Here is a 21,858-nt window from a genome sequence, read left to right on the forward strand (position 1 = left end):
GGACCGCGCTGAACGCCCCATCCTGGGGCGCAGCGCTTGACGGGCATCCATGCCCGTCACCTCCCTCCGCAAGACCTCCGTTCGGCCTCCTGAAGTCGCAATTTGTGTCGCCTGAACTATCGCGCACTTAGAAGCAAAAGCAGAGCAAGAGCAAGAGCAAGAGTTGAAGGCTTTAGTGTGGTGAAGGTATGTAATTGTAGTGACCAGCAGCCCTATCGTCGAATTAATTAATGACAGGGCTGCTGCATATTGAATATCAAGGTGAAATAGGATCGCTCGCCGGAAAAGTCTCATCCAACGCGTTATCGACATTACTCTCTTTCGGCTGACTCACCTCCCCACATTTGCAATCCCCCATGCGACAAGGCTCACCATTACGGTGCCCCGTCGCACACGCTTCGCAGCAGTACGCCTTGCCATCCTGGACCACGGCATTGGCATCCACGGTGCAGGAACAGTGGTTGCAGGAACAACGTTGCTCGTTCATCAGCGTTCTCTCCGCTCGTCTTCAGGGGTGACCTCGTCGGTCCATGGCTCGCCGTCCAACGGCGCCGAGCGGGCCAGTTCGGCCTCGTCCAGGCCGATGCCGCCACCGATCTCGTGCGCCTCGACATGACGCAGGGTCTGGTCCGCCGGGCCGCCTGCCGTACCCGGCTCATGCGGATCGCGCGCACCGGTCTCGTCCAGCAGCGTGTCAGGGCTCAGGTCGTCGAGGGTGACATTGTCCTCGTGCAGGCTGTCACTCAGCGCCTCGCCACCGGTCATGCCACTTTCGGCAACGCGTCTGGGTGGATACTCCTCTTCCACCTCCCGCGCCGGTCGTTCGTCGCCAATCCGGCCCTGGCGCTCATCGCGGCGCTCGCTGAAATCCAGTTCATGGACACTGCCCATGCGGTCTTGCGTGTCGTCGATCTCGACGGCCGGTTTAGGGTCTCTGGGAATGGGCATGATCGCTCTCCGATTTGTGGGCTCATTCGGTCGACTCCCCCTGCCAGTCAATGATTCAGAGTTTCTGCAGGCAGCACCTGCCCACGCTTTTTTTGAACTCCGCCCAGCCCCCTCGCCTCCCAACCTAGAGACCCCGCGAACCGTTTCGGAGCCCGCCATGGCCAAGCCCCTGCTGGAGTACCAGCGCAAGCGCGACTTCAACGCCACGCCCGAGCCTGCCGGCAAGCGCGGCCGCACGGGCAAGGCCCATGCCTTGCAGTTCTGCATCCAGAAACACGACGCCAGCCACCTGCACTACGACTTTCGCCTGGAACTCGATGGCACCTTGAAAAGCTGGGCCATTCCCAAGGGCCCCTCGCTCGACCCCAAGGTCCGCCGCCTGGCGGTGCATGTGGAGGATCACCCGCTGGACTACGCCGATTTCGAAGGCAATATCCCCGAAGGCCACTACGGCGCCGGTGACGTGATCGTCTGGGATCGCGGTGTCTGGGAGCCCGAGGGCGATCCACGCCAGGCCTACGCCAAGGGCAAACTGCGCTTTCGTCTGCAGGGCGAGAAACTGTCGGGCGTCTGGAACCTGTTCCGCACCCACCTGGCCGGCAAGAAGGAGCAGTGGATGCTGGTCAAGTCCCACGATGGCCAGGCCCGCAGCGAAACCGACTACAGCATTGTCGAAGCCTTGCCGGACAGTGTGCTGAGCGACCGTACACTGCTGCCGCGCCGGCCGGCGAAAACAGCCACTGCCAACAAACGCACGGCCAAGGCCAACCCCGTCGCCCTGCCGGACAAGCTCCAGCCGCAACTCGCCACCCTGGTCGATTCGCCGCCCAGCGGTGACTGGCACTACGAGGTCAAGTTCGACGGCTACCGCATCCTCGCCCGCATCGAAGGCGAGGATGCGCGCCTGTTCACCCGCAATGGCCACGACTGGAGTGCGAAGATGCCGCGTCAGGTCGAGGCCTTGAAAGCGCTGGGGCTTGATTCGGCCTGGCTCGATGGCGAGATGGTGGTGGTCGACGAACAGGGTGTGGCCGACTTCCAGGCTTTGCAGAACGCCTTCGACACCGAGCACGACGAACGCATCACCTATTACCTGTTCGACCTGCCGTACCTGGGTGGCGAGGACCTTCGCCCGCTACCCCTGCAGGCGCGACGCGCCACCCTGTCCCGACTGCTGGAAGACACGCCGTCGGACCTCCTCAAGTTCTCCGCCGACTTCACCGAGCCTGTCGACTCGCTGCTCGACAGCGCCTGCCGCCTCAAGCTCGAAGGCCTGATCGGCAAGCGCGCCGACAGCCCCTACGTGGGCCGGCGCAGCAGTGATTGGGTCAAGCTCAAGTGCAAGCAGCGCCAGGAGTTCGTGATCGTCGGCTACACCGACCCCAAAGGCAGCCGCAACGGCTTCGGCGCCCTGCTGCTGGCCCTGCACGACACCGACAGCGGCCAGCTGCGCTATGCCGGCAAGGTCGGCACCGGTTTCAGCGCCACCACGCTGGAAAGCCTGCATGCGCGCCTCAAGCCGCTGGAAGTCGACAAGCCGGCCTTGCCCAAGCCGCCCCGCGGCGCCGACACCCGTGGCGTGCACTGGCTCAAGCCGCAACTGCTGGCCGAAGTCGCCTACGCCCAGATGACCCGCGAAGGCATCGTGCGCCACTCGGTGTTCCACGGCCTGCGCGACGACAAGCCCGCCACCGCCATCGACCTGGAGCGAGCCATGCCCGCCAAGCGCGCCGCGCAGCCACCCGCCGAGCCCCACAGCAGCCTGCGCCTGACCCACCCCAACCGCGTGGTCGACGCCAGCACCGGCACCACCAAGCGCCAGGTCGCCGAGTACTACGCCCAGGTCGCCGACTGGCTGCTGCCGCAGCTCAAGGACCGCCCCGTGGCGCTGGTGCGCGCACCGGACGGACTGGGTGGCGAACTGTTCTTCCAGAAGAATGCCGGCCAGCTGCACATCCCGGCGGTGCGCAGCTACAGCAAGGCGCAGGCCGGCCAGGCGGCGATGGTGCTCAACCGCGCCGACAGCCTGCTGGGCGCGGTGCAGATGAACATGCTCGAACTGCACACCTGGAATGCCACCGACAAGGATTTCGACAAGCCCGACCGCTTCGTCCTCGACCTCGACCCCGATCCGGCATTGCCCTGGAAAGCCATGCTCGAAGCGACCCAACTGACCCTCACCCTGCTCGATGAGCTGGGCCTGAAGGTGTTCCTCAAGACCAGTGGCGGCAAGGGCATGCACCTGGTGGTGCCGCTGACCCGCAGCGCCGGTTGGGACGAGGTGAAGGACTTCAGCCATGCCCTCGTCGAGCATATGGCGGGCCTGTTCCCGGATCGGCTCAGCGCCGTCTCCGGGCCCCGTAACCGGGTCGGGCGGATCTTCATCGACTACCTGCGCAACGGCAAGGGCGCCACCACAGTCGCGGCGTATTCGCTGCGTGCCCGCGAAGGCTTGGCGGTGTCGGTGCCGATCTGGCGCGAAGAGCTGACCCAGCTCAAAGGCGCCAACCAGTGGCACATCGGCAATCTGCAGGCGCGGCTGGCCGAGGTGGACGACCCTTGGGCGGACATGGCAAAGACCCGGCAGTCCATCACCGTGCGCATGCGCAAACAGCTGGGCATCGATTGAGGCCAAGGGGAACGTATTCATGAGCATCATCCAGGACTTCGACCTGACCAACCTCGACCGCCTGCTGCGCCGCTTCGGCGCCCGACCGCAGGCCATCGACCTCGACACCTTGCTGCCGGAGCTGCTGCAGGCCATGCAGGCCGACCACCTCGATCTGTTGCCCCTGCCCGGCCAGGGCCAGACCCTCAAGCGCTGGCAGACGCTCGCGCGGGTAGCCGGTTGCGACCTGACCCTGGCCAAGCTCTATGAAGGCCATACCGATGCCTTGGCGATCCTGGCCGAATGCGGTGCCGCCCACCACGCCCAGGACGGGATCTGGGGCATGTGGGCCGCAGAGCCGCCGGATGCCCGTGCCCGTATCGTCGAGCGGCACGACGGGCAGGTACGTCTGCAAGGGCGCAAGGCCTGGTGCTCGGGCGCGCTGCAGATCGACCGGGCACTGATAACTGCATGGGAGAATGACCAGCCGCAGCTGGTGGCCATCGAGTTGTCGCACCCCAGCCAGCGCATCCAGGCCGACCAGTGGCAGGCGGTGGGCATGGCCACCACCACCAGCGTCAGCATCGAATTCGACGACACGCCCGGGCTGGCCGTCGGCCTGCCCGGCCAGTACCTGGCACGTCCTGGTTTCTGGCATGGCGGCGCCGGCATCGCCGCGTGCTGGTACGGAGCGGCCGAGGCCTTGGCCGACTACCTGCGCGAGCATTGCCGCATGCCTCGGCCCGATCCGCACGCCGATGCCCATCTGGGAGCGGTGGATGCCGCCTTGTACGGCGCCCGCGCCGCGCTTCGCGAATGCGCCGCCTGGATCGACCAGCAGCCCCACGCCGACGCCAGCTTCGAAGTGCGCCGCGCCCGCGCCCAGGTCGAACAGGCGGTCGAGCAGGTGATCCGCCATGTCGGCAGGGCGCTGGGTGCCACGCCGTTCTGTCGCAGCAGTCATTTCGCCCGGCTCAGCGCCGACCTGCCGGTCTACCTGCGCCAGAGCCATGCCGAACGCGACCTGGCCGAACTGGGCAGGCAAGTGACCGGCATGCCGGCGGGAGCCTGGCAGCTATGAGCGAGAACCGTATCCAGGCGGCTGCCGGCACCCCTTGGCGCGACTGGCAGCAATCCGCGCACCTGGCCCGCGCCAAGTGGCTCAAGCCCGAACAGCTCTGTCCGCCCGGCCGGCGCCTGGTGTTGCTGGCCCCTCACCCGGACGATGAAATCCTCATGGCCGGCGGACTGCTGGCCGGTTTCCACGGGCGCGAGCAGGACCTGGTGCTGATTTCCGCCACCAACGGCGAAGGCAGCCATCCCCATTCCGCCCACTGGACCGAGCACCGTCTGCGCCACCAGCGCCCCCAGGAAAGCCGGCACGCCCTGCAACAGCTTGATCTGGACCTCAACCGCCTGGACTGGCGGCGCCTGAACCTCAAGGATGGCGCCCTGCCCCGCGATGAAGCGTTCCTGGCCAACTACCTGGAGCAACTGCTCGAACCGGATGACCTGCTGCTGACCACCTGGCGCGGTGACGGCCACTGCGACCACGAGGCGGCCGGCCGCGCTGCTGCCCAGGCGGCCCAGGCACGCCGGGTGCAACTGGCCGAGGTCCCGGTGTGGGCGTGGCATTGGGCAACGCCCGATGACCCGCGCCTGCCCTGGCCACAGGCCCATCGGGTACAGCTCGACGACACCCGCCTGGCGCGCAAACGCCAGGCCTTGGCCGCCCACGCCAGCCAGTTGCAGCCAGACGGGGAGCATCCTCCGGTGCTGCCCGTCACCCTGCAGACCTGCCTGTTGCAGCCTTTCGAACTGGTCTTCCTGTAATGGAGTCGCCATGAGCCTCGACGCGCAGTATTTCGCCGACCTGTATGCCGGCAACGACGATCCCTGGGCCTTTCGCACCCGCTGGTACGAACGTCGCAAGCGCGACCTGGCGATGGCCAGCCTGCCCAGCCAGTGCTACGGCCGGGTGTTCGAGCCGGCCTGCGCCAACGGCGAGCTGAGCGTGCTGCTGGCCGAGCGCTGCGCCAGCCTGCTGTGCCAGGACATCGACGCCACTGCCGTCAGGCTGGCCCGGCAACGCCTGGCAGGGGTCGATCATGCCCGCGTCGAACAGGGACACCTGCCGGGCGATTGGCCGGGCGGGCAGTTCGACCTGATCGTGCTCAGCGAGATCGGCTACTACCTCGACCCCACCGACTGGTTGCAGGTGATTGAACAGTCCGTGGCCTGCCTGGCTGGCGACGGCGGATTGCTGGCCTGCCACTGGCGCCATCCGATTGCCGGCTGCCCGCAGGACGGCGGCCAAGTGCACGCCCTGCTGGCCAGGCACCTGCCGCTGTATCCGCAGTTGCGCCATGAGGAGGCGGACTTCCTGCTCGAGTACTGGTCGTGCCAGCCCCGGGTGGTCGACCTGGACGAGACTTGCCCATGATCGCGGTGATCATTCCCGCCCATAACGAGGCCCGGCGCCTCGGACACTGCCTGAAGGCCGTGGGGGTGGCAGCTGCGCGGGCCGAAGCCGCGGGCCTGGAGGTCGAGGTGCTGGTGGTGCTCGATCGCTGTACCGATGCCAGCGCGCGCATCGCCAGGCGCCATGGCGTGCACACGCTGGCGCTGGAGGCCGGCAATGTCGGCATTGCCCGGCGCCTGGGGGCGGCGTGGATGATCGAGCGCGGCGCCCAGTGGCTGGCGTTCACCGACGCCGACAGCCGCGTGCCTGGCCACTGGCTGCTGTCGCAGTTGCAATGGCATGCCGACGCGGTGTGCGGCACGGTACATATCGAGCGCTGGCAACCCTGGCAGGGTGCCGCCTTGCGTCAGCTGTACCACAGCCGCTACCAGGCAATGGAAGGCCACCGGCATATTCACGGCGCCAACCTTGGGGTATGCGCCAAGGCCTATGCCAAGGTCGGCGGTTTCCAGCCGCTGCCGGCCCACGAGGATGTGCAACTGGTGCTGGCACTGGAAGCCATCGGCGCGCAGATCGTCTGGACCGCCAGGCACAGCGTGGCCACCAGCAGCCGCAGGGACAGCCGGGCGCGGCAGGGATTCGGCGATTACCTCAGCGGATTGGAAGGCCAGATCCTGTAGAACGGCGCTCGGATCACGACGCCTTGCGTGGGCGCTTGGCCGCAGGCTTTTTCGCCTTGCTCTTGCCACCCAGGCTGCGCTTGAGCAGCTCGGTAAGGTCGATGATGTCCGCGCCCTTCTCCGCCGTGACGCCCTCGCCTTTCTCCACTGTCTCGATCTTGCCCTTGCTGGCCTTCTCCTCGACCAGGTCGAGGATGGTCTGGCGGAACGCGTCGTGGTAGTCATCGGGCTTCCACGGCCCGCTCATGTCCTCGACCAGGCGTTTGGCCATGTCCAGCTCGCGCTTGTCGACCTTGCTGTCGGTCACGCTCTTGTCCAGCTCCAGTGTCTCCAGGCCCCGCACTTCCTCCGGCCAGCGCAAGGTGATCATCACCAGCGCCTCGTCGAGTGGGCGCAGCAGCGCCAAGTGCTGGCGGGTGTGCAGCACCACCGTGGCCAGGGCCACCTTGCCGGTGCTGGCCAGGGTCTCGCGCAGCAAGGCGTAGACCTTGCCGCCCCGGCGGTCCGGGCTCAGGTAATACGGCGTGTCGAACTGTTGCAGGGGGATTTCCCCGGCTTCGACGAACGAGAAGATATCGATGGTCTGGGTCGCCTCGGGCCGGGCCTTGCGGATTTCCTCCTCGCTGATCACCACGTAACGGCCCTTCTCGTACTCCACGCCCTTGACGATGTTGTCCTTGTCGATTTCCTTGCCGGTGACCTTGTTCACCCGCTTGTAGCCGACCGGTTCCATGCTGCGCTTGTCCAGCCAGTCGAAATCCACCCGCTCGCTGCGCACGGCGGTGTTGAGGGACACCGGAATGTGCACCAGACCGAAACTGATCGCGCCTTTCCAGATCGCCCTGGCCATGGTTGGCTCCTAAGTGTTCGGGGTCAGGCCGGGCTGGCTGTAACGCAACGCACCGCAGCGTTCGCAGCAGTGGCATTGCAGCCCGGCGACTTCATGGAACAACAGGCTGCGCCATTGGCAGCCACGCAGCAGGCAGACGAGTTTCATCAGCCACCTCCTTGGCCCACATCGACGGGGCGCTTACAAGGACTGACTGCGCGGCGCGCGGAAGGTTTATTCGGCTTTGCCCTACGGCAGCGGATTGCCCCCGGTGGGCCACCGCGTTGACCCGGATGCCGCGCTCGATCATCTGCTTGGCCAAGGCCTTGGTGAAGGCGACAATGGCGGCCTTGGTGGTGGCGTAGTCAAGCAGCGTGGCCGATGACAGGTAGGACTGGATCGACGCGGTCCTGCGGCTTACCAGACATGGGCTGGACTCCTACTCGAAGATGGGGGGGTTCAGATCCAGTCAGGGCCTGCCACACTTCGAGTTACGGCGAGAAACCATGGTTTGCATCATTTGCATTAACACCGACGAAAGGTAGGTATTACCGCGGATTAATACTCTGGTCATTTGCTGAGCGCACAAAGTCTTGCACCGAACTTCTAATACTTGCCAAGTATTCATCAAGGTATCGCTCTAAAAACTCGGGAGAGATGTTTTTCGCTATCTTCATACTAGATGCATTCAACTGTCCTCGGCTTTCATCGCTCAAAACTACACCTCTGGCTTCAGTACTAAGAACTGCCGCGCCGTTTATTATTAGCGCCATGCTCTTATGCTGTTCCTGTTCCGCTAAAAGTTGCTGTACTTGGTGATCCGGTTCAACTGGGACGATTCGAAAACGGTTGGGTACAGCAGGTTGTTCAGCAAGTGGAGCAGCCTGCGCAATAGCCCGTGCTGGTTGTCCCCCAGGTGGAGCAGCCTGTTCAATGGCCCGTGCTGGTTGTCCCCCAGTTCTCCGACGGTTAGTGCCCCCCCGACCGCGCCCACTTTTTCCAGTGGGGTCACTTAAATTCACTGGATCACCTAAACAATAGGCATAACAATTGATCCCTCCAGATGAAAACGGACTCTGCGTGTCGGCGGAGATAAATCGCATCAAAACTGGATTGTAAATCCGATAGCCGCGACCCAGCAGATAACCTCCCAGATCAACTTCTCGCACCTCGCCATTGAATCGTATTCCTGGCCGGGAATTGGCCCCTGCCGAGTCAAAGCCAAAGGCGGTATAGCTGATGCTGGACCCGCTGGTGATCAACGCAGTTCCGATACAGGTCCGCATCTGGTCCGTCATCAACAGCATCGGGTCTCTCCCCTGAGCAAACATACTGATCGTCCGACACCTCTGTAGGGGCGGGCTCGCATAGGCAAGAGCTTCAGCATTTGCAACATCACTGACAACTGGCAAATTTGCCAGGTCCCTCTCACGACGATCACCCAAACGCCCCATTGGCAGAGGCCTCGCGCACAACCTGGCTCGCCACCCACTGCATAGCCTTACGCCTTTCGCTGACCAGCTCGTTCGCCTGCGCCAACCAACTACGCTGTCGATCGGCACTGGTGCCCTCGCGCAGGATGCGCCAGGCCTGCATGAAGGCGCGCTCGGCGTCGGCGCTGTCGGCCGGACACTGCCCTTGCAGTTGCGCCAGCCAACCCTCGGCGCTCACCGGCTGCTGCTCGACCAGGCCAATGAAGGTCCCCAGGCGCCCATGGTGCATCGCACGCCAGTAGTTCTCTTGAGTGATCCAGCGCATTTCGCGGCTGAGCGGCATGCTGTCGTGCCTTGCGATGGCCTGTTCCACGAGATGCCGGAACAGGCCGGCGATGGCTAGGCCATCCTCCAGCCGCGGGCAACCATCGCAAATGCGCAGTTCCACCGTAGGGAAGCGCATCGACGGGCGGATCGCCCACCAGAAGTCGCCGTCCTCGGCCAACGTGCCGCTGCGTTGCAACAGCGCGCGATAACGCTCGTAGGCGCTCCAGTCCGGCAGCGGCTCCGGCAGGCCCATGTGCGGCCACTCTCCGCACACCACGCGGCGGTAGCTCATGTAGCCGGTGTCCTGGCCGCACCAGTAGGGAGATGAGGTGCTGAGCGACAACAGCAAGGGCAGCCAGTACAGGACCCGGTTGATCACCTGCATGCGATCCAGGCCCGGTGGCACCCCGACATGCACGTGCAGGCCGTTCAACAAGCTGCGCCGGGCCACCAGCCGGTAGGCGTCGAACAACTGGCGAAAGTGCGGCGTTGCGCGTGGATGCTGGCGCAACCACTGGGCGCTGGGGTGGCTTGCCGCACAGTACAGACCAACCCCCTCGGCGGCCAACGCCTGGCTCAGGCGCTGGCGATGCTCGGTAAAGAAGGCGCGGGCCTGGTGCAGCGTCTCGAACACCGGCGAGGCCAGCTCGATCTGGCTGCGGAACATCTCTTCGGCGAAACACGGCCCCAGCACCTCACGGCACAGACGGATCAGTGCCGTCGACGGCGAGGACAGCACCCGGCCACTGTCCAGCGCCACCAGCAGGTACTCCTCCTCGATGCCGAACGTGCAGGGCCGCCCCATGCGTTCATCCGCCGCGACGGGTGACGGTCAGGGCCACGGCGGCAATGCGCTCGACCTGTTCATAGCCGGGCTCGAGCAACTGCTCGCCGAACACGTCCGGATCCAGCTCGCGGTAGTGCCAGCTCAAGTCAGGGCCGGCCAGGCGCAGGCGAACCGCTTCGAGCAACGCATCGCGCCCTTCGACGATCGCCACCCCGGTGTACAGCAGCAATGTGCCGCCCGGTGTCAGGCGCTCACAGGCCTGTTCGACGATACGCTGCGACAGGTCGGCGCCGAGCGCCCCGCCACCGTGACGGTAGACGCGCTGGCTGGCATCGAGCATATAGGGCGGGTTGGCGACGATCAGGTCGAAGCTGCCGGTGATGCCCGTGAGCAGGTCGCTGGGCTCGACCGACACATTGGCCAGCCCGGCCAGGGCGGCGTTGACGGCGGTGTAGCGCAGCGCCAGCGGATTGATGTCCAGCGCGCTGACCTGCGCATGGCGTGCGGCCCGGGCAATCAGCAAAGCGCCGATACCGCTGCCGCAGCCGATATCGACGGCGTGCTGCACGCGCCGGGGGCTGCGCCGCAGGTGATCCTCGATCAACTGGGCGAAGCGGTAGCTGTCCGGCCCGAAGAACACCGCGTCGCTGCTGTCCGTCGGCCAGGCCGAATGCACCAGCAACAGGTCATCCAGGCTTGACCAGCGCACTCGGCTGCGCCACAGCTCGCCGTGCGCCTCCAGCACGCCGGCCGTGCCCAGTTGTTCCAGCTCGTCGGCACTGATCAGCGAAGCCGGGAACGGCCGGCTCCAGCCGAATACATCTCGCAGCGTGCATGCGCGCCGGGCCTGAGCTCGGGCATTGACCCGCGCCTGGGTCGCCGGGGTGACGCAGGTGAAACGGTAGCCGTCGGCATGCAGCCTGCGGCCCAGTTGTAACAAAGCCTCATCGGCACGGATTTGCTTCTGGTCGAGTTGCATCACCGCGGCCCTCCCTGGAACAGCCCGGTGGCAGCGATGTAGTCGCGTGTGGCACGCAGGCCCGTGGGTTCTGCGTGCCGGTTACCGGCCATGGCCTCGATCAGCGTGGCGATCTCCGAGGCTCGGGCCCGGCCGGGCGCCTCCGCCTGCAGGGCCAACGCCTGCTCCCACTGCCCTGGCGGCACACGCCGAGGCCCGGCCCCTTGCCAGCTACCGGCGATCCAGTCATGCCACAGCTGTTTCTCGTAGGCGCTGAACACGCCGAACATTGCCGCGCCGGGGCCGTCGATCAGTGACCAGAAGCGGCTCTGCATCGGGTCGCTGTCACGCTTGATCCACCCCTGGGCTTGCAGGGCCTCCAGGAACTTGGCCATCGTCTCCGGCTCGGCTAGCCACTGGTTGATGGTGCGCCCTTGCAGGCGGCAGCGATCGGAGTGCATGAACTGGCCGAACACGCGCTTGCGCTCCAGCGCGGCGAGCAGTTCGCCCTGCAGGTCGAAGCTGGCGATCAGCGAAGGTGTGTCGAGACCCAGGTCGTTGAGCCGGTAGCCGTGCCTGACACGCGCATAGAAATCCTCATCGCCCGCTGGCGCCAACAGCCGCAGGCTCTCCAGCGAACGCCGGGCATGGCCGCTGGCAGCGTTGTCGATGGTCACATGCAACTGGAAGTAATGGGCGTCGATACCCAGTTCGGCCAACTCATGGGTGGTGATCAGCAGGTGCAGCGGTGGCTGTTCATAACCCAGGTTGTAGCCGATCACCTCGGGCAGGAAGCGCTCGCAGTGCTGACCGAGGGCCAATTGCACGGCGCCCTGCACGAAGCGTGGAGGCTCCAATGGCAGCCCTTGCAGGCACCCCAGGCGGCTGAGCAGGCGCTGGTAGATCAGCACATGGTTGCAGCGTGGGTCGCCGTCGCCCAGTTCTTCGAGAAAGGTGCGGATCAACCCGTGGTAACGCGGGTCGCGCCAGTGCCGCAGGGTACCGTGCAACCAGGCACCGTCGACCGCCTTGGTCGGCGCTACCTGCTGCAGGAACCACAAGGCCTGGGCGCGGGTGGCGAAATAGCGCCGGGGCGCTCCTTCACGCCGCTGCCGCAGGTAATGCGCATGGTCGTGGGCGACCTGGGCGGCATGGCTTTCGGCCCATTGGGGCAACAGGTTCGGCTCTTCCGGCAGGTCGTCTTCCCGGTCACGAACACGGCGCAGTTGTGTTTCCAGCCAGTGCTCAGCAGTGGCATCGCGTCCTGCCAGCAACGCCTGGTAGCGATGCGCCACATCATCAGTCATGTCGTGCCTGGCTTGCGAACGCACGCCTTCACGGATCATCGCCACCATGCCGGTCACCTCGCGCTATGGATTCTGGGGCTTGGTTTCGGGAGACGGGTTGCTGGTCGGGGAATCGGGTTGCTGCATCTGCAGCGAGGGCTTGCTCGGGTCGGCGTCTTTCGCCGGATGGTCGTTGTCGCGGTCGAAGCAGCCAGCCAGCAGGCTCAGGCTACCCAACAGGCAGATCAGAGGTGCGATACGCATGGGAACCTCCTGGTGGGGTGTGCGCGGTGCCAGGCGAACCCGGCACCGCGTGCCCTCACTTACGAGCGGCCGCCCTTGTGGCCGGACTCGCTCTGGCGATTGCCGCCGCCGGAGCTCTGCCCGCCCTTGCGACCGGCTTCGGACGCTTTTTCGCGGTCATTGGCGAAATTGCCTGGGTTCTTCGTTCCACCCTGGCTGCCGGTCTTGTTGGCGTCCTGCTTGTTGGTGTCCTGGCGACCGGTCATGTTGCTGTCTTTGTTGGCCATGGTTGCAAAAACCTCGTGTGGCTAAGGGTTGCACGGCGAGGTGCCGTACATGGATTGGGAGTACGGCGATAAAGAGGGATTCGGATTATTCCGAGCGGATCGGACCGGTGGCGCTAAACAAGCGGCGACGGTGTATTTGGGGCGCAAGCGGATCCCCGGTGGGCAGACTTTGCGTTGACCCCGGCAGATATCTGGCATACTTCGCCAACCTACCGGTCGGTAGATTTATATTTTGCTTTCACGGACCCTCGCTCATGCCCGCTTCACATTTGCGCTTCGCCGCCTCCCTCGCCCTGATCGGCGCCCTTGGCCCGTCTGCCATCGACATGTACCTGGCCAGCCTGCCGGAAATGGCCCGCGACTTCGCCACCGGCTATACCCAGGTTCAGCTGACGCTGACCGTGTTCCTGCTGGCCATGGGCGCCGGGCAACTGCTGTTCGGGCCACTGGTGGATGCCTTGGGGCGGCGTCGCCCGCTGCTCGCCGGCCTGCTGGTGTTCTGCATCGCCTCCCTGGCCGCGGCGGCCGCGCCGTCGCTGGACGCGCTGCTGGTGGCGCGCCTGGTGCAGGGCCTGGCCAGCGCGCTGACGTTGGTGGTGATCATGAGCATGGTCCGCGACAGCGCCGATGGCGCACGGGCGGCACAGATCTTCGCCCTGCTGATGACCATCGAGGGCCTGGCGCCGATCCTCGCCCCGGCGCTGGGCGGGGTGATCGACGCTGCGTACGGCTGGCGGGCGATCATGCTGGTACTGGCCGGCCTCGGTCTGCTGACCTTGGTCAATTCGGCCGTGACACTCGGTGAAACCCTGCCGCCGACGCATCGAGTACGCCTGGCACCGGCAACGGTATGGCGTACTTATGGCCGCATAGCCGCCGACGGCGCTTTCCTGCGCCCGGCCCTGGCCCTGTCGGCGGTGTTCTTCTTCCTGTTTGCCTACATCGCCGGTTCGGCCTATGTGTACCAGCAGCACTTCGGCCTCTCCAGCACGCACTTCGGCCTGCTGTTCGGCGGCTGCGGCGTTGCCATCCTGCTCGGCGCGGCGCTGTCCGGCTATTGCGTCAGCCGGCACGGCGTGGCCCAGGTGGCCTGGTGGGGGGCGCTGTGCATGGGTGCCGGCGCAGCCCTGGCGGTAATTGCCGGCCTGTCCACCGCGGGCCTGCCGCTGCTGCTGGCGGGCGTGGTGCTGGCGCTGTTCGGCCTGGGGGTTTGCGAGGCCACCTTGATGGCCCTGGCGATGTCATCGCAGCAGCGCGATGTCGGCTCGACGGCGGCCCTGCTCGGCGCGCTGCAACTGGTCATCTCGTCCAGCGCCACGCCCCTGGCCGGGCACCTGGCCACCCTGGGCCCGCTGGCCTGGGCCTGGTTACTGGCGGCGGCGGCCGTGGTCATCGTCGGTTTGACCCGCGCCGCCGTGGCAAAGACAATCAGCGCCTCGCCCTGCTGCGTCAACCCGGAGTGACCGCCTTGAAAGCCCTGACCCCTTCCGCCGCGCGCATCTGCGAGCATGCCGTGGAGCATTTCGCCGAGCACGGCTACGACGGCTCGTCGCTGAACGAGATCGCCGCCCTGGCAGGCATGCGCAAGGCCTCGCTGTACGCCCACTTCGCCAACAAGGACGCGTTATTCGTGTGCGCCTTCGAACGGGCCCTGGCCGACGAAACCGCCTACGTCGAGGCGGGCTTCGGCCATGAAGCGGCGGGCCGCGAGGCGCCGGGGCACTGGCATCCGCTGCACCTGGCCGAGCGCTACGCGGCGTCGGCCAACCTGCGCTTCGTGCTGCGCAGTGCATTCCTGCCGCCGGCGCCGATCCGCTCGACTGTCACCACCGGCTTCGAGGCGTACCTGGAGCGGATCCGCCTGGGCTTCTGCCAGGCCCTGCGCGAGCGCCACGCCTGGGCCCAAAGCGATGGCAACAAGCTGGAGCTGTACGGCGATGCGTACCTGGGAATCATCGACAGCCTGCATGTAGAGCTGCTGTACGCGCCCCCGGCGGTTTATGCGCGGCGGGCAGCGTCGTTGCTGAAAATTCTCGATGATTCGCTGCAATTGGCTGGACAGTAAACCATGGGGTTGCTGTGCAACCCCTCGCCGGCAAGCCGGCTCCCACAATGTCCGCGCCAACTGCCAACCCTGTGGGAGCCGGCTTGCCGGCGATGGGCCGCACAGCGGCCCCCTTGATTTCAGGGCCTGACCTTCTTCAGCTCGTTCAACAACCCCATCAACTGCTCCAGCTTGTCCGCGCCGAACTGGCGCTGGATCTCCTGGTAGTTGCGCTCCATCTCCTCGCTCATCGCCAGGAACGCCTGCTGCCCACGCACGGTCAGGCTGATGAAGATGCGCCGCTGGTCCTCCGGCGACTTGCGCCGCGCCACCAGGCCGTCACGCTCCAGGCGCTTGAGCACGCCGCTCATGCTCGGCTTGAGGATGCAGGCCTGGTCGGCCAACTGGTGGCTTTCCAGCTCGCCCTGCTGGCGCAGGATACGGATCACCCGCCATTGCTGCTCGGTCAGGTCGTGGGCATTCAGGGCCGGGCGGAAGAACGCCATGGTCGCTTCGCGGGCCTGCAGCAGGGTCAAGGTCAGGGAGGGTCTTGGTTGGGTCATCAGGATCAAGGGCTGTTTTATTAAGATATTAATAAAGTGAAATACATTTTCACCCGGGCTGTCCAGCCCTGTGAAAAGTACCAGCGCTCCTGGCAATCACCCATTCCCGCGATGCCTTCCCCGTAGCACGATCTGCCGACAGCCCACCGCCCGGACCCGTCGCCGCATGTCAACGCAACCCCGCCTGGCGCTGGCGGTACTCACCCGGCGTCATCTGCGCATGGCGCTGGAAGAAGCGGCTGAAGTACGCCGGGTCCTTGAACCCCAGGCGGTAGCAGATCTCGTTGGCCGAGCCGCCGGTGTACAGCAGCAAGCGGCGCGCCTCCTGCATCAGCCGCTCGAACACCAGGCGCTTGGACGGCAGGTCGGCCATGCGCCGGCACACGTCGTTCAGGCGCGCCTCGGTCACGCCCAGGGCTGCCGCGTAGGCCGGCAGGGTCCAGTGGTCGAGGTAGTGGCGCTCGATCAGTTCGTTGAAACGGTGGAACAGCTGCAGGTCCTCGTGCCGCGCGGGCGTGGCCTCCAGCGAATTGGCGCACAGGCGCAACAGGCTGATCATCACCAGGCGGGCCAGGTCCTGCACGGCGGTGCCCTGCCCGGCCTGGCCATGCCCCAGTTCGCCGCCCAGCAGGTCGAACAGCTGCTCCAGGCGCTGCACCTCCTCGGCCGCCGCCCCCCGCAGATGACCGAGCGCGACACATGCCGGCTGCAGGCGTGGGCCAAGCGCAAGCCCAGGCTCGGCCTGCAGCAGTTGCCAGACCAGTTGCTGGCGCACGGTCAGCACATGGCCGTCGGCATCGGGCTCGGTGACGAAAGCATGGGGAATGGTGGGTGGGGTGAGGAAGAACATCGGACCGGACTCGTGGTAACGCTGCTCGTCCAGGTACACCCGCACGCTGCCGGTCTTCACGTAGTGCACCTGGAAGAAACGGTCGTGCCGGTGCACCGGCATGTTGCGGCCGAAGAATCCGGCCAGGTTGCCCAGCCGGTCGTAATGCACCTCGCTGTCGCTGTAGCGCTGGTCGTAGACCTGACCGATGTTGATGTTGGGGATCGGCTGTCGTTCTTTCATTGTTGTTCTCGCAGCGGTGAAACGCGCCGGGGGGAAATCATCCTAGCACCACCGACCAGCGGCGAATGCCTTGACGATCGTTAACATATTAAATATAACGTTAACACATTAACAAAAACACCACGAAGCGCCCCCGGTCGCTTCGCCCACTGCAGGAGAAATGCATGAGCCGTGCCTTGCACGAGGTCGCCAGCGGCAGCCTGTTCGGCGTCGCCCTGAACTACCAGGGCCTGCTGCAACAGCATCTGGCGTCCTTCCACGAAGCGCCGTACCAGCAACCGCCGGTCAAGCCGGTGCTGTTCATCAAGACGCCCAACACCCGCAACGGTCACGCCCAGCCAGTGACCTACCCCTCGGCAGTCGAACGCCTGCAAGCGGGCCCTGCACTGGGCGTGGTCATCGGCAAGGACGCCAGTCGCGTCAGCCTGGACAACGCCCTGGACCACGTGGCGGGCTACACCATCGTCAACGAGTTCAGCCTGCCCGAAGACAGTTACTACCGCCCGGCGGTCAAGGCCAAATGCCGCGACGGTTTCTGCCCGCTCGGCCCGCAACTGGTGCCGCCCACGCAGGTCGGCAACCCCGACGCGCTGGGCATTCGCCTGTGGGTCAACGGTGAGCTGCGCCAGCAGAACAACACCGCCAACTGCGTGCGCGGCGTGGCCCGGCTGATCGCCGAGATCAGCGAGTTCATGACCCTGCATGCCGGCGACGTGCTGATCACCGGCACACCGGAAGGCCGTGTCGATGTGCTGCCCGGTGACCGGGTGACGGTCGAGATCGACGGCCTCGGCCAGCTGACCAACTCCATCGTCGCCGAACAAGGACTCGCCCCATGAAGCACGCCCGTATCCTGTTCGACGGCCAGGTCCACGCGGTCACCGTCGAAAACGACCAGCAACTGCGTCTGGCCGATGGCCGCCTGGTCGGCGCCGACCAGGTCACCTGGCTGCCGCCGGCTACCGGCAGCATGTTCGCCCTGGGCCTGAACTACGCCGACCACGCCGCCGAGCTGGCCTTCACCCCGCCCACCGAGCCGCTGGCCTTCGTCAAGTCGCCCGGCACCTACACCGGGCACAAGCAGGTCACTTGGCGCCCGGACAACGTCAAGTACATGCACTACGAGTGCGAACTGGTGGCGGTGATCGGCAAGCCGGCGCGCAACGTCAAGCGCGAGGACGCCCTCGACTACCTGGCTGGCTACACGGTGTGCAACGACTACGCCATCCGCGATTACCTGGAGAACTACTACCGCCCCAACCTGCGGGTGAAGAACCGTGACGCCACCACCCCGGTAGGCCCGTGGATCGTCGACACCGCCGATGTGCCGGCCCCGTCGAACCTGACCCTGCGCACCTGGATCAACGGCGAGCTGAAACAGCAAGGCACCACGGCCGACATGATCTTCGACATCCCCTACCTGATCGAATACTTCTCCAGCTTCATGACCCTGCAACCCGGCGACATGATCGCCACCGGCACCCCGGAAGGCCTGGCCGACGTGGTCCCGGGCGACGAGGTGGTGGTGGAAGTGGAAGGCGTCGGCCGCCTGGTCAACCGGATCGTCAGCGAAGCCGAGTTCTTCGCCCGCAACGCACAAGAGGCAACAGCATGATCAAGCACTGGATCGATGGCCGCGAAGTCGAAAGCCGCGACACCTTCGTCAACTACAACCCGGCCACCGGCGAGGCCATCGGCGAAGTCGCCAGCGGCGGCGCCGAGGAAGTCGCCCTGGCCGTGGCCGCGGCCAAGCAAGCCTTCCCGAAATGGGCCAATACACCGGCCAAGGAGCGCGCGCGCCTGATGCGCCGCCTGGGTGAGCTGATCGAGCAGAACGTGCCGCAGTTGGCCGAGCTGGAAACCCTGGACACCGGCCTGCCGATCCACCAGACGCGCAACGTGCTGATCCCCCGCGCCTCGCACAATTTCGACTTCTTCGCCGAGGTGTGCACACGTATGGACGGCCACAGCTACCCGGTGGACGACCAGATGCTCAACTACACGCTCTACCAGCCGGTTGGAGTGTGCGCGCTGGTGTCGCCCTGGAACGTGCCGTTCATGACCGCCACCTGGAAGACCGCGCCGTGCCTGGCGCTGGGCAATACCGCGGTGCTGAAGATGAGCGAACTGTCGCCGCTGACCGCCAATGAGCTGGGGCGCCTGGCCGTGGAGGCCGGCATCCCCAATGGCGTACTCAATGTCATCCAGGGCTATGGCGCCACCGCCGGCGATGCCCTGGTGCGTCACCCGGACGTGCGCGCCATCTCCTTCACCGGCGGCACCGCCACTGGCCGGAAGATCATGCAGACCGCCGGCCTGAAGAAATACTCGATGGAACTGGGCGGCAAGTCGCCGGTACTGATCTTCGAGGACGCCGACCTCGAGCGTGCGCTGGACGCTGCTTTGTTCACCATCTTCTCGCTCAACGGCGAACGCTGCACCGCCGGCAGCCGCATCTTCATCCAGGAGAGCGTGTACCCGCAGTTCGTCGCCGAGTTCGCCGCCCGTGCCAAGCGCCTGATCGTCGGTGACCCGACCGACCCGAAGACCCAGGTCGGCTCGATGATCACCCAGCAGCACTACGACAAGGTCACCGGCTATATCCGCATCGGCCTGGAAGAAGGCGCGCGCCTGCTGGCCGGTGGCCTGGAACGCCCGGCCGGATTGCCGGCGCACCTGGCCATGGGGCAGTTCATCCAGCCGACGGTGTTCGCCGATGTGAACAACAAGATGCGCATCGCCCAGGAAGAGATCTTCGGCCCGGTGGTGTGCCTGATCCCGTTCAAGGACGAGGCCGAGGCGCTGCAACTGGCCAACGACACCGAGTACGGCCTGGCCTCGTACATCTGGACCCAGGACATCGGCAAGGCCCACCGCCTGGCCCGTGGCATCGAGGCAGGCATGGTGTTCATCAACAGCCAGAACGTGCGCGACCTGCGCCAGCCGTTCGGCGGTGTCAAGGGCTCGGGCACCGGCCGCGAAGGCGGGCAATACAGCTTCGAGGTCTTCGCCGAGATCAAGAACGTGTGTATATCCATGGGTAGCCATCACATTCCGCGCTGGGGGGTGTAACGCGGGGCTGCTGAGCAGCCCATCGCCGGCAAGCCGGCTCCCACAGGGATCACCGCACACTGTAGGAGCCGGCTTGCCGGCGAAACGAGGGCGAAGCCCTCGCCATGGATACATAACAACAACTCGTTACCGGAGACTCCCATGGGCACACTCGCTCTCGCCGCCAAGATCACCCACGTGCCGTCGATGTACCTGTCCGAACTGCCGGGCCCGCGCCAGGGCTTTCGCCAGGCGGCCATCGACGGCCACCTCGAGATCGGCCGGCGCTGCCGCGAACTGGGCGTCGACACCCTCGTCGTGTTCGACACCCACTGGCTGGTCAACGCCAACTACCACATCAACTGCGCCGCGCACTTCGAAGGCCTGTACACCAGCAACGAACTGCCGCACTTCATCGCCAACATGAACTACGGCTTCCCCGGCAACCCCGAGCTGGGACGCATCCTCGCCGACGAGTGCAATCGCCTGGGCGTGGAAACCATGGCCCACGACGCCACCACGCTGGCGCCTGAGTACGGCACCCTGGTGCCGATGCGCTACATGAACACCGACCAGCACTTCAAGGTGATCTCGGTCTCGGCGCTGTGCACCTCGCACTACCTCAACGACAGCGCGCGCCTGGGCTGGGCCATGCGCAAGGCGGTCGAGGAACACTACGACGGCACCGTGGCCTTCCTGGCCAGCGGCTCGCTGTCGCACCGTTTCGCCCAGAACGGCCAGGCCCCGGACTTTGCCACCAAGGTCTGGAGCCCGTTCCTGGAAACCCTCGACCACCGCGTGGTGCGCCTGTGGCAGGACGGCGACTGGGCCGATTTCTGCGCAATGCTGCCCGAGTACGCGGTCAAGGGCCACGGCGAAGGCTTCATGCACGACACCGCCATGTTGCTCGGCGCGCTCGGCTGGTCGAAATACGACGGCAAGGCCGAGGTGGTGACGCCGTACTTCGGCTCCTCCGGCACCGGCCAGATCAACGCGATCTTCCCGGTCACCCCGCAGGATGGCAGCGCGATCCCTGCCGCCCAGGCCTCGAACCGGGCCGGCGTCACCTCCACAAGCCGCCTGTAAGGAGCATCACCATGCCCCATCTGGTCCTGCTCTACAGCCCGGATATCGAAGCCGACGCCGATATGCCAGGCCTATGCCGCGCCCTGGCCGACTGCATGCTCGCCCAGCGCGACGAACACCATCGCCAGGTGTTCCCCACCGGCGGCACCCGTGTGCTGGCCTACCCCGCCGCCCATGCGGCAATCGCCGATGGCCGCGGTGCCTACGGTTTCGTCTACGCCAACCTGCGCATGGGCGCTGGCCGCAGCGCCGCTGTGCACCAGCAGGTCGGTGACGCGCTGCTGGCGGTGTTGCGCCGGCACCTGGACGCGCTGCTGGAACGTCGCCCGGTCGGCGTGACCCTGCAGATCGACGAAAGCCAGGCCCAGGTTTACGACGCCAAGCACAGCAGCCTGCACCCTCTGTTCACCCGCCAGCCCTGAGGTCTCCATGTTCGACGCCCGCATCATCCAGCAAGCCGCCGCCCGCCTCGACCAGGCCGAACGCACCCGCGAACAGGTCGGCCAGTTTTCCCTGGAACATCCCTCGATCGGCATCGAGGACGCCTACGCCATCCAGCGTGCCTGGGTGGCGCAGAAGATCAAGGATGGCCGCAAGCTGGTCGGCCACAAGATCGGCCTCACCTCCCGGGCCATGCAGGTCTCCTCGAACATCACCGAGCCAGACTACGGCGCGCTGCTCGACGACATGCTGTTCGAGGAAGGCAGCGACATTCCCTTCGAGCGTTTCATCGTGCCCCGGGTCGAGGTGGAACTGGCGTTCATCCTCGGCAAGCCGCTCAAGGGGCCGAACGTGACCCTGTTCGAGGTGCTCGACGCCACCGAGTGGGTGATCCCGGCGCTGGAGATCATCGATGCGCGCATCCAGCAGGTCGACCCACTCAGCGGTGTCACCCGCAAGGTCTTCGACACCATCTCCGACAACGCCGCCAACGCTGGCGTGGTCATCGGCGGGCGTGCGGTGCGGCCGGGCGATATCGACCTGCGCAAGGTCCCGGCGGTGCTGTACCGCAACGGCGTGATCGAGGAATCCGGCGTGTCGGCGGCGGTGCTCAACCACCCCGCCAAGGGCGTGGCCTGGCTGGCCAACAAGCTGGCGGCACATGACGTGAGCCTGGAAGCCGGCCAGCTCATTCTCGGCGGCTCGTTCACCCGCCCGGTGGCCGCCCGTCCCGGCGACACCTTCCACGTCGACTACGACCAACTCGGCTCGATCGCCTGCCGTTTCGTCTGAG

Annotated in this window: 24 protein-coding genes and 2 pseudogenes; 13 read left to right on the forward strand and 13 right to left on the reverse strand. The window is 65.8% G+C overall.

Annotated elements, in window-relative coordinates; genetic code table 11:
* Positions 1-256: 256 nt before the first annotated feature.
* Both AC3WL2_RS23155 and AC3WL2_RS23160 read right to left on the reverse strand, forming a co-directional pair.
* Positions 257-487 (reverse strand): metallothionein, encoded by a 231-nt coding sequence (locus tag AC3WL2_RS23155; protein ID WP_081941252.1) that lies wholly within the window; start codon positions 485-487, stop codon positions 257-259.
* The gene (locus AC3WL2_RS23160; protein WP_102685327.1) at positions 487-948 is read right to left on the reverse strand and encodes a phosphotransferase system, HPr-related protein; all 462 of its coding nucleotides are present in this window, start codon (positions 946-948) and stop codon (positions 487-489) included. The genes AC3WL2_RS23155 and AC3WL2_RS23160 overlap by 1 nt, the downstream gene beginning before the upstream one ends.
* A gap of 157 nt (positions 949-1,105) precedes the next feature.
* Between AC3WL2_RS23160 and ligD the strand changes: the two genes are divergently transcribed.
* Genes ligD through AC3WL2_RS23185 form a run of 5 tightly spaced genes read left to right on the forward strand, consistent with a single transcriptional unit; the run spans position 1,106 to position 6,658 of the window.
* Entirely contained in the window at positions 1,106-3,577 is a 2,472-nt protein-coding gene (gene ligD / locus AC3WL2_RS23165; RefSeq protein WP_102685328.1) for a DNA ligase D, read from the forward strand.
* 19 nt (positions 3,578-3,596) lie between these two features.
* Entirely contained in the window at positions 3,597-4,637 is a 1,041-nt protein-coding gene (locus AC3WL2_RS23170) for an acyl-CoA dehydrogenase family protein (RefSeq protein ID WP_102685329.1), read from the forward strand.
* Positions 4,634-5,389, forward strand: a complete 756-nt coding sequence (locus AC3WL2_RS23175; protein ID WP_102685330.1) for a PIG-L deacetylase family protein — start codon at positions 4,634-4,636, stop codon at positions 5,387-5,389. Before AC3WL2_RS23170 ends, AC3WL2_RS23175 begins: the two co-directional genes overlap by 4 nt.
* 10 nt (positions 5,390-5,399) lie before the next feature.
* Positions 5,400-5,999 (forward strand): class I SAM-dependent methyltransferase, encoded by a 600-nt coding sequence (locus tag AC3WL2_RS23180; protein ID WP_102685331.1) that lies wholly within the window; start codon positions 5,400-5,402, stop codon positions 5,997-5,999.
* Positions 5,996-6,658, forward strand: a complete 663-nt coding sequence (locus AC3WL2_RS23185) for a glycosyltransferase (RefSeq protein WP_102685332.1) — start codon at positions 5,996-5,998, stop codon at positions 6,656-6,658. The genes AC3WL2_RS23180 and AC3WL2_RS23185 overlap by 4 nt, the downstream gene beginning before the upstream one ends.
* A gap of 13 nt (positions 6,659-6,671) precedes the next feature.
* On the opposite strand, the gene ku is transcribed toward AC3WL2_RS23185, so the two are convergent.
* The 9 genes and pseudogenes from ku to AC3WL2_RS23230 all read right to left on the reverse strand — a co-directional run.
* Positions 6,672-7,508 carry a non-homologous end joining protein Ku gene (gene ku / locus AC3WL2_RS23190; protein ID WP_102685333.1) on the reverse strand — a complete coding sequence of 279 codons (837 nt, stop codon included), beginning with the start codon at positions 7,506-7,508 and terminating at the stop codon, positions 6,672-6,674.
* Between the two features lie 9 nt (positions 7,509-7,517).
* The gene (locus tag AC3WL2_RS23195) at positions 7,518-7,655 is read right to left on the reverse strand and encodes a PSPA7_2676 family Cys-rich small protein (protein WP_173862482.1); all 138 of its coding nucleotides are present in this window, start codon (positions 7,653-7,655) and stop codon (positions 7,518-7,520) included.
* Positions 7,656-7,761: 106 nt separating this feature from the next.
* Positions 7,762-7,896: pseudogene (locus AC3WL2_RS23200) on the reverse strand (SDR family NAD(P)-dependent oxidoreductase); the annotation flags it as partial.
* A 139-nt stretch (positions 7,897-8,035) separates the two neighbouring features.
* Positions 8,036-8,794 carry an RHS repeat-associated core domain-containing protein gene (locus tag AC3WL2_RS23205; protein ID WP_256582572.1) on the reverse strand — a complete coding sequence of 253 codons (759 nt, stop codon included), beginning with the start codon at positions 8,792-8,794 and terminating at the stop codon, positions 8,036-8,038.
* 130 nt (positions 8,795-8,924) lie between these two features.
* Positions 8,925-10,052 (reverse strand): carboxylate-amine ligase, encoded by a 1,128-nt coding sequence (locus AC3WL2_RS23210; RefSeq protein WP_102685335.1) that lies wholly within the window; start codon positions 10,050-10,052, stop codon positions 8,925-8,927.
* A gap of 4 nt (positions 10,053-10,056) precedes the next feature.
* Positions 10,057-11,013 carry a methyltransferase gene (locus tag AC3WL2_RS23215; RefSeq protein ID WP_102685336.1) on the reverse strand — a complete coding sequence of 319 codons (957 nt, stop codon included), beginning with the start codon at positions 11,011-11,013 and terminating at the stop codon, positions 10,057-10,059.
* The gene (locus tag AC3WL2_RS23220; RefSeq protein ID WP_256582574.1) at positions 11,013-12,338 is read right to left on the reverse strand and encodes an iron-containing redox enzyme family protein; all 1,326 of its coding nucleotides are present in this window, start codon (positions 12,336-12,338) and stop codon (positions 11,013-11,015) included. Before AC3WL2_RS23220 ends, AC3WL2_RS23215 begins: the two co-directional genes overlap by 1 nt.
* 24 nt (positions 12,339-12,362) lie before the next feature.
* Positions 12,363-12,542 (reverse strand): hypothetical protein, encoded by a 180-nt coding sequence (locus tag AC3WL2_RS23225; RefSeq protein WP_102685338.1) that lies wholly within the window; start codon positions 12,540-12,542, stop codon positions 12,363-12,365.
* Between the two features lie 59 nt (positions 12,543-12,601).
* Positions 12,602-12,724, reverse strand: a pseudogene (locus tag AC3WL2_RS23230) (con-10 family general stress protein); the annotation flags it as partial.
* Between the two features lie 338 nt (positions 12,725-13,062).
* On the opposite strand from AC3WL2_RS23230, the gene AC3WL2_RS23235 reads away from it, so the two are divergent.
* Both AC3WL2_RS23235 and AC3WL2_RS23240 read left to right on the forward strand, forming a co-directional pair.
* Positions 13,063-14,271: a multidrug effflux MFS transporter gene (locus tag AC3WL2_RS23235; RefSeq protein ID WP_102685339.1), complete on the forward strand. Its 1,209-nt coding sequence runs from the start codon at positions 13,063-13,065 to the stop codon at positions 14,269-14,271.
* A 5-nt stretch (positions 14,272-14,276) separates the two neighbouring features.
* Positions 14,277-14,873 carry a TetR/AcrR family transcriptional regulator gene (locus AC3WL2_RS23240; RefSeq protein ID WP_173862483.1) on the forward strand — a complete coding sequence of 199 codons (597 nt, stop codon included), beginning with the start codon at positions 14,277-14,279 and terminating at the stop codon, positions 14,871-14,873.
* Positions 14,874-14,992: 119 nt separating this feature from the next.
* Here AC3WL2_RS23240 and hpaR read toward each other — a convergent pair whose 3' ends face one another.
* On the reverse strand, positions 14,993-15,415 hold the full coding sequence (gene hpaR, locus AC3WL2_RS23245; RefSeq protein WP_023632900.1) for a homoprotocatechuate degradation operon regulator HpaR: 423 nt from the start codon (positions 15,413-15,415) through the stop codon (positions 14,993-14,995).
* 169 nt (positions 15,416-15,584) lie between these two features.
* Entirely contained in the window at positions 15,585-16,487 is a 903-nt protein-coding gene (gene hpaA, locus AC3WL2_RS23250; RefSeq protein ID WP_102685341.1) for a 4-hydroxyphenylacetate catabolism regulatory protein HpaA, read from the reverse strand.
* Between the two features lie 164 nt (positions 16,488-16,651).
* Here hpaA and AC3WL2_RS23255 point away from each other — a divergent pair, with 164 nt between their 5' ends.
* From AC3WL2_RS23255 to hpaH, 6 genes are all read left to right on the forward strand, one after another.
* The gene (locus AC3WL2_RS23255; protein WP_102685129.1) at positions 16,652-17,326 is read left to right on the forward strand and encodes a fumarylacetoacetate hydrolase family protein; all 675 of its coding nucleotides are present in this window, start codon (positions 16,652-16,654) and stop codon (positions 17,324-17,326) included.
* Positions 17,323-18,102, forward strand: a complete 780-nt coding sequence (locus tag AC3WL2_RS23260) for a fumarylacetoacetate hydrolase family protein (protein WP_102685128.1) — start codon at positions 17,323-17,325, stop codon at positions 18,100-18,102. Before AC3WL2_RS23255 ends, AC3WL2_RS23260 begins: the two co-directional genes overlap by 4 nt.
* Positions 18,099-19,559, forward strand: a complete 1,461-nt coding sequence (hpaE, locus tag AC3WL2_RS23265; protein ID WP_102685127.1) for a 5-carboxymethyl-2-hydroxymuconate semialdehyde dehydrogenase — start codon at positions 18,099-18,101, stop codon at positions 19,557-19,559. The genes AC3WL2_RS23260 and hpaE overlap by 4 nt, the downstream gene beginning before the upstream one ends.
* 141 nt (positions 19,560-19,700) lie before the next feature.
* Positions 19,701-20,624, forward strand: coding sequence for a 3,4-dihydroxyphenylacetate 2,3-dioxygenase (gene hpaD / locus AC3WL2_RS23270; RefSeq protein WP_102685126.1), 924 nt, complete (start codon positions 19,701-19,703; stop codon positions 20,622-20,624).
* 11 nt (positions 20,625-20,635) lie between these two features.
* Positions 20,636-21,046 carry a 5-carboxymethyl-2-hydroxymuconate Delta-isomerase gene (locus AC3WL2_RS23275; RefSeq protein WP_102685125.1) on the forward strand — a complete coding sequence of 137 codons (411 nt, stop codon included), beginning with the start codon at positions 20,636-20,638 and terminating at the stop codon, positions 21,044-21,046.
* Between the two features lie 7 nt (positions 21,047-21,053).
* Positions 21,054-21,857: a 2-oxo-hept-4-ene-1,7-dioate hydratase gene (gene hpaH / locus AC3WL2_RS23280; protein WP_102685124.1), complete on the forward strand. Its 804-nt coding sequence runs from the start codon at positions 21,054-21,056 to the stop codon at positions 21,855-21,857.
* Position 21,858: the final 1 nt, after the last annotated feature.

The organism is Pseudomonas sp. FW305-96 (assembly GCF_058783825.1).

Coding starts and splice junctions, on each gene's coding strand:
- AC3WL2_RS23170 (WP_102685329.1), top strand. CDS start 3,597: ATGAGCATCATCCAGGACTTCGACCTGACCAACCTCGACCGCCTGCTG.
- AC3WL2_RS23255 (WP_102685129.1), top strand. CDS start 16,652: ATGAGCCGTGCCTTGCACGAGGTCGCCAGCGGCAGCCTGTTCGGCGTC.
- AC3WL2_RS23215 (WP_102685336.1), bottom strand. CDS start 11,013: ATGCAACTCGACCAGAAGCAAATCCGTGCCGATGAGGCTTTGTTACAA.
- AC3WL2_RS23195 (WP_173862482.1), bottom strand. CDS start 7,655: ATGAAACTCGTCTGCCTGCTGCGTGGCTGCCAATGGCGCAGCCTGTTG.
- hpaH (WP_102685124.1), top strand. CDS start 21,054: ATGTTCGACGCCCGCATCATCCAGCAAGCCGCCGCCCGCCTCGACCAG.
- hpaD (WP_102685126.1), top strand. CDS start 19,701: ATGGGCACACTCGCTCTCGCCGCCAAGATCACCCACGTGCCGTCGATG.
- hpaE (WP_102685127.1), top strand. CDS start 18,099: ATGATCAAGCACTGGATCGATGGCCGCGAAGTCGAAAGCCGCGACACC.
- AC3WL2_RS23160 (WP_102685327.1), bottom strand. CDS start 948: ATGCCCATTCCCAGAGACCCTAAACCGGCCGTCGAGATCGACGACACG.
- AC3WL2_RS23155 (WP_081941252.1), bottom strand. CDS start 487: ATGAACGAGCAACGTTGTTCCTGCAACCACTGTTCCTGCACCGTGGAT.
- AC3WL2_RS23260 (WP_102685128.1), top strand. CDS start 17,323: ATGAAGCACGCCCGTATCCTGTTCGACGGCCAGGTCCACGCGGTCACC.
- ku (WP_102685333.1), bottom strand. CDS start 7,508: ATGGCCAGGGCGATCTGGAAAGGCGCGATCAGTTTCGGTCTGGTGCAC.
- AC3WL2_RS23205 (WP_256582572.1), bottom strand. CDS start 8,794: ATGCTGTTGATGACGGACCAGATGCGGACCTGTATCGGAACTGCGTTG.
- AC3WL2_RS23220 (WP_256582574.1), bottom strand. CDS start 12,338: ATGATCCGTGAAGGCGTGCGTTCGCAAGCCAGGCACGACATGACTGAT.
- AC3WL2_RS23275 (WP_102685125.1), top strand. CDS start 20,636: ATGCCCCATCTGGTCCTGCTCTACAGCCCGGATATCGAAGCCGACGCC.
- AC3WL2_RS23210 (WP_102685335.1), bottom strand. CDS start 10,052: ATGGGGCGGCCCTGCACGTTCGGCATCGAGGAGGAGTACCTGCTGGTG.
- AC3WL2_RS23235 (WP_102685339.1), top strand. CDS start 13,063: ATGCCCGCTTCACATTTGCGCTTCGCCGCCTCCCTCGCCCTGATCGGC.
- hpaA (WP_102685341.1), bottom strand. CDS start 16,487: ATGAAAGAACGACAGCCGATCCCCAACATCAACATCGGTCAGGTCTAC.
- AC3WL2_RS23180 (WP_102685331.1), top strand. CDS start 5,400: ATGAGCCTCGACGCGCAGTATTTCGCCGACCTGTATGCCGGCAACGAC.
- AC3WL2_RS23225 (WP_102685338.1), bottom strand. CDS start 12,542: ATGCGTATCGCACCTCTGATCTGCCTGTTGGGTAGCCTGAGCCTGCTG.
- AC3WL2_RS23185 (WP_102685332.1), top strand. CDS start 5,996: ATGATCGCGGTGATCATTCCCGCCCATAACGAGGCCCGGCGCCTCGGA.
- hpaR (WP_023632900.1), bottom strand. CDS start 15,415: ATGACCCAACCAAGACCCTCCCTGACCTTGACCCTGCTGCAGGCCCGC.
- AC3WL2_RS23175 (WP_102685330.1), top strand. CDS start 4,634: ATGAGCGAGAACCGTATCCAGGCGGCTGCCGGCACCCCTTGGCGCGAC.
- ligD (WP_102685328.1), top strand. CDS start 1,106: ATGGCCAAGCCCCTGCTGGAGTACCAGCGCAAGCGCGACTTCAACGCC.